The organism is Mesorhizobium sp. WSM1386, assembly GCF_055901595.1.
Window position 1 is genome coordinate 1,105,924 of the sequence record NZ_CM148373.1, and the last position, 19,115, is coordinate 1,125,038.

The 19,115-nt window shown below is 63.1% G+C and carries 18 protein-coding genes, 1 tRNA gene and 1 pseudogene; 6 read left to right on the top strand and 14 right to left on the bottom strand.

Features of this window, described 5'->3' with window-relative positions; translation table 11 throughout:
* Window positions 1-2: 2 nt before the first annotated feature.
* The 6 genes from AC0NIH_RS05360 to AC0NIH_RS05385 all read right to left on the bottom strand — a co-directional run bounded on the left by AC0NIH_RS05360 (window position 3) and on the right by AC0NIH_RS05385 (window position 4,963).
* Window positions 3-326, bottom strand: a complete 324-nt coding sequence (locus tag AC0NIH_RS05360; RefSeq protein WP_473460960.1) for a hypothetical protein — start codon at window positions 324-326, stop codon at window positions 3-5.
* 195 nt (window positions 327-521) lie between these two features.
* Entirely contained in the window at window positions 522-773 is a 252-nt protein-coding gene (locus AC0NIH_RS05365; protein ID WP_023765988.1) for a hypothetical protein, read from the bottom strand.
* A gap of 26 nt (window positions 774-799) precedes the next feature.
* On the bottom strand, window positions 800-1,858 hold the full coding sequence (locus AC0NIH_RS05370; protein WP_245264221.1) for a SagB/ThcOx family dehydrogenase: 1,059 nt from the start codon (window positions 1,856-1,858) through the stop codon (window positions 800-802).
* Between the two features lie 410 nt (window positions 1,859-2,268).
* A complete protein-coding gene (locus AC0NIH_RS05375; RefSeq protein WP_473461172.1) occupies window positions 2,269-3,039 on the bottom strand; it encodes a helix-turn-helix domain-containing protein in 771 nt (256 codons plus the stop codon).
* Between the two features lie 1,095 nt (window positions 3,040-4,134).
* Window positions 4,135-4,210: transfer RNA gene (locus AC0NIH_RS05380), tRNA-Ala, on the bottom strand.
* Window positions 4,211-4,543: 333 nt separating this feature from the next.
* The gene (locus AC0NIH_RS05385; RefSeq protein WP_473460963.1) at window positions 4,544-4,963 is read right to left on the bottom strand and encodes a hypothetical protein; all 420 of its coding nucleotides are present in this window, start codon (window positions 4,961-4,963) and stop codon (window positions 4,544-4,546) included.
* Window positions 4,964-5,207: 244 nt separating this feature from the next.
* Between AC0NIH_RS05385 and AC0NIH_RS05390 the strand changes: the two genes are divergently transcribed.
* Together AC0NIH_RS05390 and AC0NIH_RS05395 are read left to right on the top strand one after the other, a co-directional pair.
* Complete coding sequence (locus AC0NIH_RS05390) at window positions 5,208-5,504, top strand: YggT family protein (protein ID WP_013892367.1); 297 nt, start codon at window positions 5,208-5,210, stop codon at window positions 5,502-5,504.
* 7 nt (window positions 5,505-5,511) lie between these two features.
* Entirely contained in the window at window positions 5,512-5,823 is a 312-nt protein-coding gene (locus AC0NIH_RS05395; protein WP_023777535.1) for a DUF167 family protein, read from the top strand.
* Between the two features lie 108 nt (window positions 5,824-5,931).
* On the opposite strand, the gene AC0NIH_RS05400 is transcribed toward AC0NIH_RS05395, so the two are convergent.
* Genes AC0NIH_RS05400 through AC0NIH_RS05410 form a run of 3 tightly spaced genes read right to left on the bottom strand, consistent with a single transcriptional unit; the run spans window position 5,932 to window position 8,688 of the window.
* Entirely contained in the window at window positions 5,932-6,813 is an 882-nt protein-coding gene (locus tag AC0NIH_RS05400; RefSeq protein ID WP_473460966.1) for a MurR/RpiR family transcriptional regulator, read from the bottom strand.
* A gap of 31 nt (window positions 6,814-6,844) precedes the next feature.
* Window positions 6,845-7,915 (bottom strand): ABC transporter ATP-binding protein, encoded by a 1,071-nt coding sequence (locus AC0NIH_RS05405; protein WP_473460968.1) that lies wholly within the window; start codon window positions 7,913-7,915, stop codon window positions 6,845-6,847.
* Window positions 7,916-7,917: 2 nt separating this feature from the next.
* The gene (locus AC0NIH_RS05410; RefSeq protein ID WP_473460971.1) at window positions 7,918-8,688 is read right to left on the bottom strand and encodes an SDR family NAD(P)-dependent oxidoreductase; all 771 of its coding nucleotides are present in this window, start codon (window positions 8,686-8,688) and stop codon (window positions 7,918-7,920) included.
* Window positions 8,689-8,871: 183 nt separating this feature from the next.
* Here AC0NIH_RS05410 and AC0NIH_RS05415 point away from each other — a divergent pair, with 183 nt between their 5' ends.
* The 4 genes from AC0NIH_RS05415 (at window position 8,872) to AC0NIH_RS05430 (ending at window position 13,951) form a co-directional block, all read left to right on the top strand.
* Complete coding sequence (locus AC0NIH_RS05415) at window positions 8,872-10,104, top strand: ABC transporter substrate-binding protein (RefSeq protein WP_013892372.1); 1,233 nt, start codon at window positions 8,872-8,874, stop codon at window positions 10,102-10,104.
* A gap of 528 nt (window positions 10,105-10,632) precedes the next feature.
* Complete coding sequence (locus tag AC0NIH_RS05420; protein WP_473460974.1) at window positions 10,633-11,502, top strand: carbohydrate ABC transporter permease; 870 nt, start codon at window positions 10,633-10,635, stop codon at window positions 11,500-11,502.
* Complete coding sequence (locus AC0NIH_RS05425; protein ID WP_473460977.1) at window positions 11,499-12,323, top strand: carbohydrate ABC transporter permease; 825 nt, start codon at window positions 11,499-11,501, stop codon at window positions 12,321-12,323. The genes AC0NIH_RS05420 and AC0NIH_RS05425 overlap by 4 nt, the downstream gene beginning before the upstream one ends.
* An 83-nt stretch (window positions 12,324-12,406) precedes the next feature.
* Window positions 12,407-13,951, top strand: coding sequence for a M81 family metallopeptidase (locus tag AC0NIH_RS05430; protein ID WP_473460979.1), 1,545 nt, complete (start codon window positions 12,407-12,409; stop codon window positions 13,949-13,951).
* A gap of 121 nt (window positions 13,952-14,072) precedes the next feature.
* On the opposite strand, the gene AC0NIH_RS05435 is transcribed toward AC0NIH_RS05430, so the two are convergent.
* The 5 genes and pseudogenes from AC0NIH_RS05435 to pdxY all read right to left on the bottom strand — a co-directional run bounded on the left by AC0NIH_RS05435 (window position 14,073) and on the right by pdxY (window position 19,103).
* Entirely contained in the window at window positions 14,073-16,127 is a 2,055-nt protein-coding gene (locus AC0NIH_RS05435) for a M3 family metallopeptidase (protein ID WP_473460982.1), read from the bottom strand.
* Window positions 16,128-16,230: 103 nt separating this feature from the next.
* Complete coding sequence (locus AC0NIH_RS05440; protein ID WP_023766001.1) at window positions 16,231-16,665, bottom strand: hypothetical protein; 435 nt, start codon at window positions 16,663-16,665, stop codon at window positions 16,231-16,233.
* Window positions 16,662-17,306 carry a carbonic anhydrase gene (locus AC0NIH_RS05445; protein WP_023766002.1) on the bottom strand — a complete coding sequence of 215 codons (645 nt, stop codon included), beginning with the start codon at window positions 17,304-17,306 and terminating at the stop codon, window positions 16,662-16,664. The genes AC0NIH_RS05440 and AC0NIH_RS05445 overlap by 4 nt, the downstream gene beginning before the upstream one ends.
* Window positions 17,307-17,451: 145 nt before the next feature.
* Window positions 17,452-18,222: pseudogene (locus tag AC0NIH_RS05450) on the bottom strand (DUF429 domain-containing protein).
* Window positions 18,219-19,103, bottom strand: coding sequence for a pyridoxal kinase PdxY (gene pdxY, locus AC0NIH_RS05455; protein ID WP_473460985.1), 885 nt, complete (start codon window positions 19,101-19,103; stop codon window positions 18,219-18,221). The pseudogene AC0NIH_RS05450 and the gene pdxY overlap by 4 nt, the downstream one beginning before the upstream one ends.
* Between the last annotated feature and the right edge of the window lie 12 nt (window positions 19,104-19,115).

Genomic DNA, 19,115 nt, shown 5'->3' on the forward strand with positions numbered 1-19,115 from the left:
CTCTACCGAAGGCTCATCGACCGGCACAGCGCTTCGACCTGCTCCAGGTAGAAGCGGCATTTCGTGCGCAGGGTCGCGAGGTTCGGATCGCCGGGACCATTGATCTCGACGGTCTGCATCATGAAGTCGAAATGGGCATGGAAAGCATCCGCCGCGCCCCAGAGGCTGTCGGCTTGCCAGGTGTCGGCCACTGCCATGGAAATCAGTTGACGGGCTTCGCCGCGCGCAACATCCGGCGATGCCGGCCGACTGGAGATCAGGGCATGGAGCCGGCCGAAGACGCTTTCGCTGGCGTCGGCGGCCCTGATGGCGGCGATCATGTTCATTTGCGGGTCCCCTCAATTGTCTGCGTATGTTGGCAATCTCGGCTTCGGCCTGCTCGAACCAGTAGACTATTCCGCCATGGTCGAGGTCGGCGGCGGCCGTCTCAGGAGCGGCAGCAGGCCTTGCAGCGCACAAAGTGTCTCCCACCGGTTCGGCGACGAGCCCGCCGGTGCGCACAGGGCTGGCGAGTGCATCCGCTACGCTCTCCTTGGCTGCGCGTGGTTTTCCTTTGCACGCGGCGTGGGATGCATCGGGTTGCCGCTGAGTTGCGCATGCCTTGCCGGCCGCGCGCCGCGCAGGACATCGAAGGCCTCGGCATAGGCCATGCCGAGCAGATAAGAGATCATGGGAAAACGGCTTGCTTCGGCCATCTGCACCAGCTCATTGGTCATCGACGCGATATATTGAAGGCTATCGATCTCCGACTGACGTAGGGACTGATTTGCCACGTGGTGCTCCTGTCATATTGAGTCGGCTAATTAATTGACCGACCCGCCGAATGCGGGCCTGGTTCCGGGGTCGAGAGGGTCAAGGCATAGATCGGTGCGTCGGTGAGGCGGTCGAGGCCGAGAAGACGCTTGATCGCCGTATGGCTGAGCGCGGCCGTGGGGCAGGCCGACAAACCGTGCCTGGTTGCCGCCAACATCATGTTCTGGCCGATATGGCCGGCTTCGATCAGCACGACGCGATAGGCGTTGGCATCCTCATATTTCCACATGGTGCGCTCGAGGCTGGCGCAAAGCAGGATGAGGCAAGGCATGGCATCCGCCCATTCCTGCCCGCCGACCAGTTCGGAGATCTTCGGCAGATGATTGGCCGAGATCCTGCCGAGATCGTGATCGGCGGCGGAATAGTGATAGACGCCAGGCTCCAGGCCCTCGACGCCCAGCGCGATCACATAGGCTTCATAGGGGTTTCGCGCGCCGCCAGAAGGGGTCATGCCCAGCGGCAGGGCGCCAACGCAATTGCTGGTTTCGCCGGTGATGCCCATGCCCGCGAACAGGCAGTCGGAAAGCTGTTTTGCAGTGATGGTGGGCGCGGCCGCCGTGCGATTGGTGCGGCGCTGCGCCATCAAGGCGAGGAGTTCATTGTCATCCAGCGCGCTCGGCAGCGCAATGGCGCCCGCGGCGTTCTTGAGCAGGAGATCGGGCTGCGCGACGTGACCGGCGCGTTCGATCTGCCGAGCCTCGGCCTGTTCGATGGTCATGAACTCCGAGTCCTGGACGCAGAAATGCATCAGCGCGGTCGGGAGCCCCCAGTTCCATTGCCCGGAGAACTGTGTCTCCTGCTCGGCCAGCGGCGAGCCGGCGGGGACCAGGGCGGAAAAATCAAGCAGTTGCGGGACGACGGCATTCAGCTCGGCCTTCGACCATCCGTGGGCACGCGCGATCTCCGCCGTGGAGGCCCATTCGTCCCAGGACGCGAGGAGGCCGATCACCTCGGGGCTGCATTCGAAGACACTTCTGGTCAGGAAATTGCAGGCCGTGACCTTGTTGGTCCCGGGGTAGAAGACAAGCGTTTTTGAAGAGCGCATTTTCATGATGCTGAATGCCGTTTGTGGAAGCGAGGCACTTTGTGGAAGCAAGGCACCGACAGGCCGACGGCCTGTCGGACACCGAGCGACTTCAGCGCTTGTTGTAGTGCATGCCCTGCGAGAAGAAGACCGTCTGCGTGCCTGCGGCGACCGTCAGCTTCGGGGCATTGTTCACTTTCTTGGCCATTTTCGTCCCTTTCCCGACCCCCCGATGGGATCTGATGAGAGATCCCCACAACGGGATCCGCGAGAAGAAAGGTAAGGTCGAAAGAGTTAACAGTTTGTTAAAATTGTAGTAAAGCCAATGTTGTATGAAATATCTTTCTTGCCCGTAAAGTCTAAAAAATCGATTTTTCTCGGATATGGAGTAGCCTGTCGGCAACATACGCTTTTTCGGGGTATCCTTATTCTTATTTAGCGTAACCGGGAGACTGGTCTTGCCAGTCGCGGGCAAGGCTGACGACCAGCTGATCGATGGCCGGATCGTCAAACCCGACGACATGCGCCATGCGGATCGCATGCCGTGCCGGGATGCCGGACAAATCCTGCCGCATGATGACCGATACGAACGCCGGTCCGGCCTCGGTCAGAAGCATGGCCTTGCCGATCAGCACCGGTTCGGAGATGGGAGCCCATTGCACGGAGATCAGCGACGGTTCGCCGGTCTGGCGGCGGTTGACGCCGCTGAAATAGATCCAGTTCAGGCGCGAGATGGCCACGCCATAGTGGTTGCCGCGCGCCCGCGCCCAAGTCGAGCCACCGCGCTCCGACCATCCGGTGACCCTGCGGAACGTGACCAGTTCGGCCTCGCGGCGTACGAAGGTCACCGACCGCATCAACAGATCGGGGCGGGCCGGAATCGAAAAGTAGGTGAAATAGGTGCCTCCCGCGATCGATGGGGCGGGCGGGCGGATCATCTGTTTGAACAGGGTTTCGGAAATCGGCGGCAGGCCGGCAACCGTGGGCTCGGGCGTACCGGGATCCCGATACAGTTCGGCTTCGTTGATGTGGAAGTAGTCGCAAATCAGCTTGGCAGTGGCCTTGTTCGGAACGGTCTGCCCCTGCAGGTAGCGTTCGAACTGTGTGCGGTTGATACCCAACTCACGGCATACCGCGCTAACGGAGGCATGGTCCTTGCAGAGCCGTCTGAGATTTGCAGCGAGATTCTCGCGAATGGACACGTCTTTGCTTTCGCAGGCGAATTCTTCATTTCGACTCGAAGTCCATATAGCGTCTTCGGGTCGCCCCACCGAAACGCCTTGTCACAACACACAGAAAAAACTGATTTGAGAACGCCAGTCTAATGGTGCGGCTTGCAAAAAAAATAGCGCCGATCCCACAGCGGCCATCGCCATAAGTCCAATTGACAATCGTCTTGCCTTGGAAACCGCGTGAAATTGCCCATGGCCTTTTTTGGGGGCATCGGCGCTCGACCACCTCTTCCGCTTCGGAACTGCCAGGGCCCATGCCAAGACGCCTTGGCTCCAGCACAACAGAGAAGGCCTGTGAGCCCAGTACAGGTCAGGAACACGCGGGGGTCGCCCGGCGTGGCGACCTTAGTCCTATTGTCGAACCCGTCAGGCCCTTGAATGGCTGTTGCCGGAGATGGCTGAGGAGATCGCCGCAGGGTTGCCCGTCAGGTTCATTGAGGCCGGCGCAGACGGGCGAACAGGCCACTCTTAGTACTTCGGTGGTCCCTTGTAGAGACACCAAAGCGGATACGCTACAAGACCGAGCAGGATTGCGATTAATCCACCCCAATAAATGAGCGGGTGTTGGATCCGATCTATGAGATAGATGCCACTGCCATAGATTGCGGCGATGCCTTTCCCCGTCCAAAGGGAGGCTGCCACGGCAATACCACCAATCAGCATCTCTGCGATGAGAATGACCTTGCTGATTGGTGAGTGCCGACTGCTTCCGGCCATATAGGTGTCCCCCCTGTCAGCGCCTATGCTTGCTATCGCAATTGCATAGGTGGCGCCAACGACTGGCGTCCGATGGTAGTTCAAATCAGGTCGCCTTTGGAGCGGCTCGCATGCAATCCATCGCTTATCATAGCCCGCGCTGGTTGCATCAGGGTTAAGCGGGCGGACAGTTCGGATGGCCGCCGAACTGGGTCGTCTCGGCATGATTGGAACAAAGGCTATGGGCGCACACCGGCGACATGGCACCGGCGATGGCCTGAAACGTGGGTCAAACGCGTGAGCCAAATTAAATTGGCTCTTTCGGCTATCTTATTGATTTTACTTGGAGATATTCCTTCAAAATTCCGCTGGTGGAGCTGAGGAGGATCGAACTCCTGACCTCGTCATTGCGAACGACGCGCTCTCCCAGCTGAGCTACAGCCCCGTCCAACGGATGGCGCATTTATCGGGCGTGGCGGTTTTCTGTCAAGGCGGCGTTTTGCCGAAATTATCGGCCGCTGGGTGTCAGGTCGCCGCCGATGGAAAGTGGCCTCGCCGGATTCGCATATTCGCCCATTCGTCGGCATCACGCTCTACGGGCTGATCGAGCGGGCATCAGCCTTTTGCCGATCATCCTCGCGCGGCGGCGTGAATCAAGCGGTGCGTCTCGACAGTCGCATCACGACGCCAGGGCTGTTCCCCTCCTGCCACCCGATGATGACGGCGCTGCACCGCTTGACCGACAGTTTGTGGAGGAGAAGCCAATTGGCGCCGCCGGTCACTTCACGGAAAAATCGACCGTTTCCTTCACAGTGCCGTCGACAGCGATCTGCACCTGATAGGTACCGACCGGCCAGCCGGCATCCGGCTTGGTCATCGAGGAGTCGACGTGGTTGTCGATCGCGCCGATTTCGAAGTTGACCTCGTCGATCTTGTAGTTCGCCGGCGCAACACCGCCGGAATCGACCGAAATCCAGCTCACGGTGAGCTTCGATCCCGAAGCCACCTCGTCCGTCAGGTCGGCGGAGAGGAAAATCTTCGCCGTGTCCGGTGAAAATGTCGCCTGCGTCTGCTCCGCATGCTCGGTGGCCGAAAGCACGATGTTTTGGAATCCTTCGGCCTGGGCCGGCAAGGCGAATGCCCCAACCGCCACCAAGGCGACTGTTCCCAACCGTACAACCATCGACCGAATATGCATGCATTTTCCTTTGAAACAAATCGGGGTCTACGCCGACTCACGTCGCGCGTGCCCGCGGCCGGTTTGTAGAGCTTGGGGATTGGCTTTGTCCATGAAGCCTCGGTGCCGTGACCGGACCATTTTTGACACACCGGCATCGAGCCGAGCGGAAAACGGTCATGGTTCGGCATTGGCGCCCATGCAAAGCCAGCCCTTGCCCGTATCGCATGCAATGGCTACATGTCGGCAACAATTGGAGACCGGCATGCTCGCCCTCATTCAAACAATCGTCATGGCGCTCGACCTCTACTGGTGGGTCATCATCGCCTCGGCGATCTTTTCCTGGCTCTACGCCTTCAACGTCGTCAACTCGCGCAACCAGTTCGTCGGTAGCATCGGCAACATGCTCTACCGGCTGACCGAGCCGGCGCTGCGGCCGATCCGCCGCTTCATGCCGGACCTTGGCGGCATCGACATCTCGCCGATCATCCTGCTTTTGATCCTGTTCTTCCTCAGGCAGTTCATCCTCACCACGGTGGCGCCGCTGCTGCTGGGCGCCTGACGACCGCATGAGCGCGCCGTTCCGCATCCGCGACAACGGCATCGATCTGTTCGTGCGGCTGACGCCGAAATCTTCCGTGGACAGGCTCGAAGGCGTCGAAACGGCGGCGGACGGGCGAAGCCACCTGAAGGCGCGGGTCCGCGCCGTGCCGGAAAACGGCGCCGCCAATCAAGCACTGGAAAGACTGGCCGCCAAGACGCTGGGCGTGCCTGTTTCGGCCGTTTCGGTTGTCGCTGGCGGTACGGCCAGGCTGAAGACGCTGCGAATCTCAGGCGATCCCGAGGCGCTGTCACGGAGCATTGAAGCGCTCGGCGGCTGATCCAAGATCCACCGCTTGCGCGGCATGGAGACCCTTGATCTGTCTGCGGGACAGCGCCCCCTCTGTCCTGCCGGACATTCCCCCACGAGGGAGGAGATCGGCAGGCTCTCAATCGCCGAGCGGCAAACGCGGGTCGTCGACCTTCAGCGTGTTCACGCTCTGCTTGATGCGGCGCAAATTCTCCAGCACCTTCGGGCCGCGCGTCTCGGCTACCGACGTCACGATCATGTCGACGATCGCCAGCAGCGCATAGCGCGACGATGTCGGCTTGTAGATGTTGCCGTCCTCGAGCGGCTGCAGATGGATGACCGTGTCGGCGACCTTGGACAGCGCAGAGTCCGGCGCGGTGATGGCGATGGTGGTGGCGCCATATTGCTGGGCGACCTGTACCGCTTCGATGACCGAACGCGCATAGCCTGAGACGGAAAAGGCGACCAGCGTGGTTTCGGGCGTGGCAACGGCGGCGTACATGCGCTGCAGCTGGCCGTCGATCTGCGCCAGCACCGGCAGGCCGAGCCGGAACAGCCGGTTCTGCATCTCGGTCGCCATCATCGAGGAGATGCCGCCGGAGCCGATACACAGAACGTTGCCCGACGTCGCAAGGCGCTCGGCGACGGCGACCAGCGTCGTCATGTCGAGGTTCTCGCTGGCGCGTTGGATGGCTGAGATCGCCGCTTCGGTGATGGCGGAAGCGATGCGCTGCTCGCGCGCGTCGCGGCTCAGCGGCTCGGGCGAAAGATACTGGCCGCCGATGGCGATCGCCTGCGCCAGGTAGAACTTGAAATCGCGCAGGCCCTCGCAGCCGAGATTGCGGCAGAAGCGGGTCACCGTCGGTTCGCTGACGCCGACGCGCCCGGCGATCTCCGAAATCGCCGCCTTGGAGGCGAAGTCGAGATCGGACAGCACCAGGCCTGCCAGACGGCGGTCCGACTTGGTGCCGTCCTGCGATATCAGCTGCAGCCGCGTGATGATGTCGGCCGGCGTCTTCATGCGCGTGTATTCGTCATTGGCGCTTCCGTCGTCATCTCAGCGGCAGGCCCGTCGCGGTGTCGAACAGATGGATTTTGCCGGGATCGACGGAGACCGGCAGCAGATCGCCAGGCCTGACCGGCACCCGGTCGCGGAACACGGCACGCACCGCGTCGACACCAATGGAACCATAGACATGGGTCTCGGAGCCGGTCGGCTCGACGACATCCACCTTCAGCGTCATGGCGTCCGCCGTTTCACCGATCATGAAGTGCTCGGGCCGGATGCCGGCCTCGACCGCGCTGCCCGCCGGCAGCGGGTTGCCGGCAAGCGCAAGCCGGCCGCCGCCGATCGACTCGAACCAGGTCCTCTCAGGCGTCGTCTTGAGAGCCCCGGAGACAAAGCTCATCGACGGGGAGCCAAGAAAGCCGGCGACGAACTTGTTGGCCGGCCTGTCGTAGAGTTCGAGCGGCGCGCCGACCTGCTGGATCCGGCCGCGATCCATCACGACGATGCGGTCGGCCATGGTCATGGCCTCGATCTGGTCGTGGGTGACGTAGACGATGGTCGATTTCAGCCGCTGGTGCAGCGCCTTGATCTCGACGCGCATCTGCACGCGCAACTGCGCATCGAGGTTGGACAGCGGTTCGTCGAACAGGAACACCGACGGCTCGCGCACGATGGCGCGTCCCATGGCGACGCGCTGGCGCTGGCCGCCCGACAATTGCCGGGGGTAGCGGTCGAGGTAGGAGAACAGGTTGAGGACGCCGGAGGCCTTCTTGACCTTGTCGTCGATGGCCGTGCGCGTCTCGCCGCGGATCTTCGGGCCGAAGCCGATGTTGTCGGAGGCCTTCAGATGCGGGAACAGCGCATAGGACTGGAACACCATGGCGATGTTGCGCTGCTGCGGCGGCAAATCGTTGGCACGCACGCCGCCGATCAAAAGGTCACCGGAGGTGATCGTCTCCAGGCCAGCCAGCATGCGCAGCAAGGTCGACTTGCCGCAGCCGGATGGGCCGACCAGCACCACGAATTCGCCGCTCTTGATATCGAGGCTTATGTTCTCGAGGATCTTGTGCTGGCCAAAGGATTTCGACAGGTCGCGAAACTCGACGTCGGTCATGGTCACGCTCCCAATATGTCGTCGATGAAGGGCAGGCAGCCGGCGGTCAGTCCGGCATCCACGGGCATCACCACGCCTGTTATGCCCGATGCGCGGTCCGAGGCAAGGAAGGCCACTGCTTCGGCCACTTCCGAAGCGTTGACGATGCGGCCGAGCGGGTAGAGCCGCTGCAATTTGCCGAGGATCTCCGGATCCTTGGCAAGGCGATGGTCCCAGGCGGCGGTACGGATCGATCCCGGGCAGACGACATTGGCGCGCACGCCGCTGCGGCCAAGCTCGACCGCGATCGATTTGGCATAGGCGTTGATGCCGGCCTTGGCGGCGGCATAGGCGGGATTGCCGAAATGCGCGATGGCGTTGACGGAGGAGATGAAGACGACATTGCCCGAACCGCGCGCGGCCATTGCCTTGGCAATGGGGTCGGCGAACATCATCACCCCGGTCAGGTTGAGGTCGAGCTCGTGCTCGATCTTGTCCGCCGTCAGCGCTTTCAGCGTTTCGGCACGTGTCCAACCGGCATTGTTGATCAGGATGTCGGGCACGCCATCCTTGTCGAGCACGGCAGCAATGGCCTTCTCCACCGATGCCCGGTCGAGAAGGTTGAAAACATGGCGCGAGGCAAGGTTCGGGCTGGCCAGAGCCTCGTCGGACTGGTCGCAGCCGACCACCCGCGCGCCCCTGTCGGCCAGCAGTGCGACGATCGCCGAGCCAAGGCCACCGCCGGCGCCCGTGACAACGACAGTGCGGCCTTCGAATTCGGCTTTCGAAACCACGGCGCTTGCTCCTCCCGCAGGTCAGGCAGATGCCGGCAGGCTAATGAAGGGAATGTAATTAAGCAACATATTAATCCGCTTGCATGCGGCTGATTCATCGATAATGTAGGAAAGTCACATAAATCTTGTGCCAACGATCAGGCTCAAGGAGCGCAAAGGCGCGGACAAAATGGGAGAGATCAGATGAACCTTGCGAAATGGACTGTCGGCCTGATGGCCGGAATGAGCATGCTGGCCTTCGCGGCGCAGGCGAATGCGGGTGAAGTGCGGGTCACCGTTGCCGAATACAGCGCCAAGACCGGCCCCTATTTCGAGGAAGTGAAGAAGGAATTCGAGGCGAAGAATCCCGGCATCACCGTCAAGTTCGAAGTCGTGCCGTGGGATGTGCTGCTGCAGAAGCTGACCACCGACATCACCGCCGGCACAAATGCCGATCTGTCGATCATCGGCACGCGCTGGCTGATCGACTTCGTCCAGCAGGACGTCGCCGAGCCGCTCGATGGCTACATCACGCCCGAATTCAAGGACCGCTTCATCGACACGTTCCTGTCGCCCTCGATCATGAACGGCAAGACCTACGGCCTGCCGATCGCCGCCTCGGCGCGCGCCATGTATTACAACAAGGAACTGTTCGAGAAGGCCGGCATCGCCAAGCCGCCGGCAACCTGGACCGAGCTGCAGGAAGACGCCCGCAAGATCAAGGCGCTGGGGACCGGCGCCTTCGGGTTCGGCCTGCAGGGCAAGGAGATCGAGACCGACGTCTATTACTACTACGCGATGTGGTCGCAAGGCACCGAGATCCTCAACAAGGACGGCACGTCGGGCCTTGGCACGCCGGGCGCGCTCGAAGCCGCCAAGCTCTACAAGTCGATGATCGACGAGGGGCTGACCGAACCGGGTGTCACCTCCAACAACCGCGAGGACGTGCAGAACCTGTTCAAGCAGGGCAAGGTCGGCATGATGATCACCGCGCCCTTCCTGTCCAACCAAATCAAGGACGAGGCGCCGACGCTGAAATACGGCGTCGCCGCCATTCCGGCTGGTCCGACCGGCGCACGCGGCACCTATGGCGTCACCGATTCCATGATCATGTTCAAGAACTCCAAGAACAAGGACGAGGCCTGGAAGCTGATGGACTTCCTGTTCACCACGGAGCAGCGCGCCAAGTTCACGCAAGGCGAAGGCTTCCTGCCGGTGAACAAGGAAGAGGCCAAGATGGATTACTACGTCAACAACGCCGATCTGGCCGCCTTCACCGCGCTCCTGCCCGACGCCCGCTTCGCGCCGGTCATCCCGGGTTGGGAAGAAGTCGCCCAGATCACGTCGGACGCCATGCAGAAAATCTATCTCGGCGGCGACCCCGAGGCAGGCCTGAAGGACGCGGCGGCGAAGGCCAATGCAGTGTTGAAGAAGTAGGGGCAGTGCTGAAGAAGTAAGGGCAGTGCTGAAGAAGTAAGGGCAGTGCTGAAGGAATAGGGCGTATCTCCCTGCGCCCGTGGCGCGCCCCAGACTCAGGCGGGGCGCGCCACATCTTGCAGCCTCGAGCAGAGAGATAGTTCGTCGATGTCAACGCCGCCCAGCCAGGCTCCTTTCCTCTCCCTCCGGAGGGGGGAGAGGTGGCTCGGCGAAGCCGAGACGGAGTGGGGGAACCACCTGGCAGCCGCCGCGAACGGATATAGGAAGAGCACCAGGCGCAAGCCTCGCCTTGCGCCCAGGGGTCGACCCCCACTCCGCCGAGCTTCGCTCGACACCTCTCCCCCGGTCGACGGGGGAGAGGAAGGGCCCCTTCCGCAACTGCCGCGGAGGACGGGCAGGCAGATGAGGACGGCGCTTACAGTTGTAAGCAATCCTGAAGCGGTGCCCTGAAAAGAACGAGGCCGGACCAAGTCAATCTGTTAAGCCAGCGAAATCCAATCTCCCCGCAACGCGGTACAAAGCCAGCCGATGCAAAATCGCTTCCTGCCCTATCTCCTGACCTTGCCCAGCCTGTTCCTGGCGGCGGTCGTCATCTTCTGGCCGGTCTGGGACCTGATCCAGATCTCGATCCATGACGTCAACCGCTTCGGCCAGTTGCGCGAATTCAGCGGCCTTGCCAATTTTGCCGCGCTCACGGCCGATCCCGATTTCATCGCCGCGCTCTGGCGCACGGGGCTGTGGACTGTGCTGGTGGTTGGCGGGGCGCTGTTGCTGTCGGTTCCGGTGGCGATGATCCTCAATACCGATTTCTATGGCCGCGGCATCGCCCGCGTCATCATCATGCTGCCCTGGGCGGTATCGCTGACCATGACGGCGGTCGTCTGGCGCTGGGCGCTGAGCGGTGAAAGCGGCATGCTGAATTCGGCGCTGATCGGGCTCGGCCTGATCGACCACAACATCCAGTGGCTGGCGCAGGCCGAGACGGCTTTTCCGATGCAGGTGCTGATCGGCATACTGGTGACGGTGCCGTTCACCACGACGATCTTCCTCGGCGGGCTGTCGTCGATATCAGACGATCTCTACGAGGCGGCGGCGCTCGAAGGGGCGACACCGCTGCAGCAGTTCCGCGAGATCACCTTTCCGCTGTTGAAGCCGTTCATCAACATCGCCATCGTGCTCAACACCATCTACGTCTTCAATTCCTTCCCGATCATCTGGGTGATGACGCAAGGCGGGCCGGCCAACTCGACCGACATCCTGGTCACCCATCTCTACAAGCTCGCCTTCCGCATCGGCAAGCTGGGCGAGGCCTCCGCCGTGTCGCTGGTGATGTTCGCCATATTGCTCATCTTCACCATGATCTATGTGCGGCTGGCCATGCGGGAGCAGCGCGCATGACGAGTAAACTCAAACGCACCGTCATTGCATGGCTGCTGCTGGCGCCCTTGATCGTGGTGACGATCTTTCCCTTCGCGGTGATGTTCCTGACCGCGGTCAAGCCACGGCAGGAGGTGCTGTCGCCGACATGGTGGCCGAGCGAGTTCCGTTGGTCGAATTTCTCCGACATGTGGGTGGCGACCGGCTTCGGCCAGTCGCTGGCCAATTCGCTCTACGTCTCGGTCATCGCCACGGTCGGCGCGATCCTGATCTCGGTGCCCGCGGCCTATGCCATGTCGCGCTTCCGCTTTGCCGGTTACGGCGCCTTCCGCCAGTTCCTGCTGATCTCGCAGATGATCTCGCCGATCGTACTGGTGCTCGGTCTGTTCCGGCTGATGGCCGCCTGGGGGCTGGTCGAATCGACGACGGCGCTCGGCTTCATCTACATGGCCTTCAACGTCGCCTTCACGGTGTGGATGCTGCAGAGCTATTTCGACACGATTCCGCGCGATCTCGAGGAGGCGGCCTGGATGGAGGGTGCCAGCCGCTGGCTGACCTTGCGAAAAGTGTTCTTGCCGCTCTGCCTGCCGGCAATCGCGGTGACAGCCATCTTCACCTTCATCAACGCCTGGAATGAGTTCGTCGTCGCGCTCACCATGCTGCGCAGCCAGGAAAGCTACACGCTGCCGATCCAGGTGTTCTCGCTGGTCGCAGGCCGCTACACGATCGAGTGGCATCACGTCATGGCCGCCACGCTGCTGGCGACGCTGCCGGTGGCGATCCTGTTCATCTGGCTGCAGCGCTACCTGGTTCGCGGGCTGGCGCTCGGGGCCGTCAAATAGCAATCCCAGCAATTCCAGGAAAAGTGTGCAGCGGTTTTCCGTCCGGAATTGCGAAAAACAAAAAAGTCTACCACGGAGCTTCCATGCGCATCTTCACCGCTTCGCTGGCGACGGAAACCAACACCTTCTCGCCGGTGCCGACAGACCGGGCCTCGTTCGAGATGGCCTTCTATGCCGGGCCGGGCAAGCATCCGGAGACGCCGACGCTGTGCTCCTCGCCGATCGTCGCCTTGCGCCGGCGCGCGGCCTCCGAGGGACTGACCGTGATCGAAGGCACCGCCACCTGGGCCGAGCCCGGCGGCTTGGTGCAGCGGCAGACCTATGAGGCGCTGCGTGATGAGATTCTCGACCAGTTAAAGGCAGCACTGCCGGTCGATGCGGTCATCCTCGGACTGCACGGCGCCATGGTGGCGCAAGGTTACGACGATTGCGAAGGCGATCTGCTGGAAAATGTGCGGGCGATCGTCGGGCCTGACGTGGTGATCGCCTCCGAGTTCGATCCGCACAGCCATCTGACGCCCAAGCGCGTGGCGGCGTCCGATATCATGGCCTATTTCCTGGAGTTCCCGCACACCGATTTCTACGAACGCGGCGAGCATGTCGTCGAGCTTGGGCTGGCCGCGGCGCGCGGCGGGATCAAGCCGGTCATCTCGACCTTCGACTGCCGCATGATCCAGGTTTTGCCGACCAGCCGCGAACCGATGCGCTCCTTCGTCGACCGCATCAAGGCGCTGCACGGCAAGGAGGGCGTGCTGTCGGTCTCGGTCATCCACGGTTTCATGGCGGCGGATGTTCCCGAAATGGGCACGCGTATCCTGGTGGTCACCGACAATGACAAGGAAAAGGGCGATGCGCTGGCGGAACGGCTGGGGCGGGAACTCTATGCCATGCGCGAGAAGACGGCGATGACGATGCTTGATACCGCCGACGGTATCGATCGCGCCTTGGCCGTGCGGGCCGAAAGACAGGACAGGCCGGTGGTCATCGCCGACATCTGGGACAATCCCGGCGGCGGCGTTGCCGGCGATGGCACCGTCGTGCTGCGCACCATGCTGGAACGCGGCTTGAAGAATGTCGGCGTGGCGACGATCTGGGACCCGATCGCGGTGACCTTCTGCCAGGCCGCGGGCGAGGGTGCCGTCATCGATCTGCGCTTCGGCGGCAAGGCCGGGCCGTTGGCGGGCGAGCCGGTCGACGCGCGCGTCAAGGTGCTGAAGGCGGTTCCGGAGGGATGGCAGAGTTTCGGCCCAAGCCGGGTGACGCTCGGACCGGCCGCACTCGTCCGCATCGAAGGCACCGAGGTCGACATCATCCTCAATACCAACCGCACGCAGACCTTCGAGCCGGATATCTTTTCCAACATCGGTGTCGATCCGATGAGCAAGGACGTGCTGTTGATCAAGTCGACCAACCATTTCTACGCCGGCTTCGAGCCGATCGCCGCCGAGATCATCTATGTCTCGGCGCCGAGTTCGTATCCCAGCAATCCGGCGGTGACCGATTACAGGAAGCTGACGCGGCCGGTGTGGCCAAGGGTGGCGGATCCTTGGAAGCAGCCAATCTCCCCCCCTGTGGGGGAGATGCCCGGCAGGGCAGAGGGGGGGGCGAAGGAACGCGACCTCACTTAGTTTGGCTGAGCAAAGAACCAGCCGAGGAACCGGCGGATTTATGATCGACCGACAGGCCGGCGGGACAGCGCCCCCCTCTGGCCTGCCGGCCATCTCCCCCACGAGGGGGGAGATCCGCTAATCACACCAAACCCCGCTTCACCATCATCGCTTCGGGCGAAGGCATCTTGCCGCGGAACGCGGTGTAAAGCTCTTCCGGATCCTTCGAGCCGCCGGCGGCGTAGATGTTTTTCCGCAGCCGCTCGGCGAGCGCCGGGTTGAAGGGATCGCCGGTCTCCTCGAAGGCGGCAAATGCATCGGCGTCGAGCACCTCGGACCACATGTAGGAATAGTAGCCAGCCGAATAGCCGTCGCCCGAAAAGACGTGGCCGAAATGCGGGGTGCGGTGGCGCATCGCTATGGTGTCCGGCATGTCGAGCTTCTCCAACGTTTCGGCTTCGAAACGAAGCGGCTCCGCCGGGGCATCGGGCCGGGCGTGGTAGGCCATGTCCATCAAGGCCGAGGCGGTGAATTCGACCGTGGCGAAGCCGGCGCCGAAGGTGCGCGCGGCCAGCATCTTGTCGAGCAGCGCCTTCGGCATCGGCTTGCCGGTCTTGACATGCAGCGCGTGCTTTTCCAGCACCGCCGGCACCGTCAGCCAATGCTCGTAAAGCTGCGAGGGCAGTTCGACGAAATCGCGGCTGACCGAGGTGCCGGCGACCGAAGGCCAGGTGACGTCAGTCAGCATGCCGTGCAGCGCATGGCCGAATTCATGGAACAGCGTCTTCGCCTCGTCGACCGACAGCAGCGCCGCCTCGCCCGCCGGCGGCTTGGCGAAGTTCATGATGTTGTAGATCACCGGCTTCGAGCCGTGGCCGAGCCGGTAGCCGGACTTCAGCGCGCTCATCCAGGCGCCGGAACGCTTGGAAGGCCGCGCGAAATAGTCGGCAAGGAACAGGCCGCGCTCGCTGCCGTCGGCATTCTTCACCACGAAGACACGCGCGTCGGGATGCCAGGCGGCAATGCCCTTCTTCTCCTCGAAAGTGATGCCGAACAGTCTTGTCGCCACGTCGAAGCAGGCGTCGATGATGCGGTCAAGCTGCAGATAAGGCTTCAGTTCGGACTCGTCGAAAGCGAACTTTTCGGCGCGCAGCTTCTCCTGGTAGAAGCGCCAGTCCCAGGCAGCGAATTTCTCGTTGCTGCCCGCTTCCGCCGCCAGCCGCTGCAGCTCGGTCTGGTCGGCGGCGGCCTTTTCCAGCGCCTTCTCCCAGACAGGATCGAGCAGCGCGTGCACCGCCTTCGGCGTCTTGGCCATGGTGTCGTCGAGCTTCAGCGCGGCGAAGGAGGCGTAGCCGAGCAGCCCCGCCTTTTCGGCGCGCAGCTTCAGCATTTCGCGCACCACGGATGTATTGTCGGTGGCGCCGCCATTCTGGCCGCGCATGGTGAAGGCGCGGAAGGCGATCTCACGCAGGTCGCGGCGTTCCGAGAAGGTCGTGAACGGCTCATAGATCGAGCGCGACAGGGTGACGGCGTAGCGGCCTTTCTGGCCGCGCATCTCGGCGGCTTCCGCCATGGCGCTCTTCAGGAAATCCGGCAGGCCGGCAAGGTCGGCCTCGTCGAGGAACAGCGCCCAGTCACGCTCGTCGGCCAGCACGTTCTGGCCGAAAGTCGTGCCGAGCGAGGACAGTTCCTCGCTGATCGCCGCCAGCCGCTTCTTGCCCTCGGCGTCGAGCTTGGCGCCGGAGCGGACGAAGCTTTTCCAGGTCTTTTCCAGGACCCGCAGGGTTTCGGCGTCGAGCTTGAGACTCTCGCGGCGCTGGTAGAGCTCGTCGATGCGGGCAAACAGCCTCTCGTTCATCGAGATTGCCGAGAAGTGCCTGGACATCTTCGGCGAGATGTCGCGCTCCAGCGCCTGGATCGCCTCGTTGGTGTGGGCGCCGGCCCGGCACCAGAAGATCGACGAGACGTGATCGAGCGCCTCGCCGCCGAGTTCCAGCGCGGCAAGCGTGTTTTCGATGGTCGGCGCCTCCTTGTTGCCGGCGGTCGCTTCGATCTCGGCTTCATGCGCCTTCAGCGCGGCGTCGAAGACCGGGGAAAAATCGCCGTCGCCGATATGGGCAAAATCGGGCAGGCCGAGCGGCCCTTGCCACGCAGTCAGTGGGTGGGCGGCGAGGTCGACGGTTTTCGTGGAGGGCATGGAGGGTCTTTCGCTGGTGATGGCAAGTGGGGTGGCAGGGAATGGCTCGGTGTCACCGATGTAGGGCGTGGCGTTCAGGCCCGCAATATGGCAGTCGGCCGCCTTAGAACCCGTCGCAGTTTTCGGCGATCGCCGCTTGTGAGCTGGCGGTGATGCGGTTGTCGGTGACCGCGAAAGTCTCATGCATCAGCATGTCGTTGCCGGGGAAGTCGTAGCAGGCGATGACCGTGGTGACGCCGGCCTCGCTCTTCTCGATCCGGTGGCGGATCGCGGCACCCGCGACCGCGCCCCTCCATTCGTCGATCGAGGCGATGAATTCCTGCTTGTTCTGGACGATGCCGAGGTCGTCGAGCTTGATGCGAACGTCGTCGGCGAGCAGGTCGGAGAGTTCGGTGCGGTCGGCGACCAGCAGGGCTGAATACCAGCGGCTGATGATGGCGCGGTCATCGGCGCGGGCGGCCATGATGGCGATCAGCAGCGCGACGGCCGTGAAAACGACCGACCGGACGTTTACCACCTGCCGCGCCTTCTCGTTCATTCCAGCACCGGCCGTTCGAAATCCCCGGTGTCCTTGTTCATCAGCCAGAGTTCGCCGGTCGAAATGTCGAACCAGGCGCCATGCAGCGACAGCCGCCCCTTGCCCTCCAGGATCGAGACGCAAGGAAAGGTCCTGAGATTGGCGATGGAATAGCGGATCGAGATGCGCTCGAGCGCGGTCTGGCGCTCCGTTGTCGTCATGAAGGTGCTGGACGAGACGGTCTCGGCGGCGGGCGCGATCAGGCTCATCCATTTGCCGATGAAGTCGCCGGGCGACAGCGGCGCCGAGTTGGGATCGAGCGCGGCACGGATGCCGCCGCAGCGACCGTGACCCATGACGACGATGTTCTTGACCTTGAGGCTTTGCACCGCGAATTCAAGCGCGGCCGAGGTCGAGTGGAACTCGCCATCCGGCTCGTAGGGCGGCACGAGATTGCCGACATTGCGCAGCACGAAAAGCTCGCCGGGTCCGGCGTCGAAGATCGCTTCGGGGGCCGAGCGGGAGTCGCAACAGGCGACGATCATGGTCTCGGGAGCCTGCCCTTCCCGGGCGAGCTCGCGGTAACGGCCGCTCTCGGTGAGATAACGGCCGTTCATGAAATTGCGGTAGCCGGCGAGAAGGTGGTCGGGAAGATGCGGCATGGGCGGCTAAGGCCTTTCCAGTTGGAGGCGGAAGCTCGTTTCGGTCGAGAAAGGCTCTAACGGTAAAAGCCTGTTGCGAGCAATGCAGAATTGTGAAGGCTAGTCATAAATGCCATGCGTCAAAGCGGGGCGTCAGCTGATGCTGTCATGCCCAGATGGCGACCTGTATGCCAAAACCGTCAACGAGCGGCGGGTTGGGAAACGGCCTGGCCTTGCCGTTGGCGATGCGGCCGGCAATCAGCATCATCGCGGCGGCATCGAGAAAATCGTCGGCGGCCGCGCCGCGCGGCGGCACCTAGTCGAGAAAGGCCATGTCATAGCCGTGCCGGCACAGCAGCGCCTTGCGTTCGGCCATGCCGGCCGGATTGATGCTGCCTTTGATCTTCTTCGGCAGCTGCATCGGCTGGTCGTCGTTCAGGCGGCAGAAGGCGACTTCCGGATGCGATTCGAAGACGCGGCCGCGCAGATCGGGCCGCGCGACCAGCAAGGCGTCGATCTCGCGGATCTTCGAGAAGATGCCAAAGGCCTGGATCGAAACGCCGCGCGGCGGATCGGATGTGGTCCTGGCCACCTCGCTTGCCCTGATATGCGCGGCGTACCAGGCTTCGAGCGTGGTGAAATCGTTGGTGTCCGCATAAAGCGCCGATCGGGACGGGATTGAAAAGACGCTGGACTGGCGTGGCCCGAGCAGCGGCCGCACCAGCGCTTCCGGTCCGCGCCCGCCCTTGGCCGAAACCTCTGGCAGGCCGATCGGCATGTCGACGGCGACAACGGCGTCGTCGGGATTGGCCGCGAGCAGCGCCGCGAAGCTGGCGAAGACCTCGACGGAAGGCACCGCGCCCGGCGCGCACCGCACGGCGATCCAGCCGGCCTTGCAGCCGTCTAAGCCGACCAGAACGGCCTCGGTCGAGATCACGCCAGGCGGTCCCGCCCCGGATGCGTGAGGTGGCGCAGCTGCACCATGGCCATCGGATGCGACAGGCTCTGCGCGTCGGTTTCGAGCTGCAGCTCGTCGCCGCCGCGTTTTGCGGTGCGCGCGAGTATCTCGTAGACCGCCGCCGTGGTCGACTGCAGAGCCTTGATCGCCGGTTGGCCGGAGAGGATGCGGGCGAGGTAGACGGCCGCCGTCAGGTCGCCCAGCCCGTTCGGCGGCTTGTCGATCAGGCGGTGCTCGGCGAGCAGCGCCTGGCTGCCGTCGAGCAGAAGATTGCCGGTGCTACCGGTCATCATCGACGGCGCCGAGGTGACCAGCATGGTCGACGGCCCGGCATGGAGTGCGGCCGAGATCACCGATTTGAGGTCGGGAAGCGGCGCGCCGGCCATCCATTCCAGCTCGTAGCGGTTGGGGGTGGCGATGTCGGCGATCGGCATCAGCCGGTCGCGCATGGCGGCCGCGGTTGGTTCGGGCACATAGAGGCCGCCCGAATCGCCCATCACCGGATCGCAGATATAGACCGCGTCAGGCGTCCTGGCCTTGACGGCGGCGACCAGCGAGGCGACGGCCTCGGCCTGGCCCGCCTCGCCGAGATAGCCTGACAGCACGGCGCCAACCTCGCCCAGCCATGGCGCCCGCTCGAGGTCGGCCATCAGCGCCTTGAACTGGTCGAGCGGCGGCACGATGCGTGTCGCCCGCCCGTGGCCGGGATGCCAGGGCAGGATGACCGTCGGCACCGCCCAGACCGGAAACCCCAGCGTCTCCAAGGCAAAGACAGCGGCGCGGTTGCCGACCGAACCACGGGCGACATGGCTCGAAATGACGATGACCGCGCGCGGCGCGTCGGGTTTTTCGGCGCTCATTGTTTTTTGATT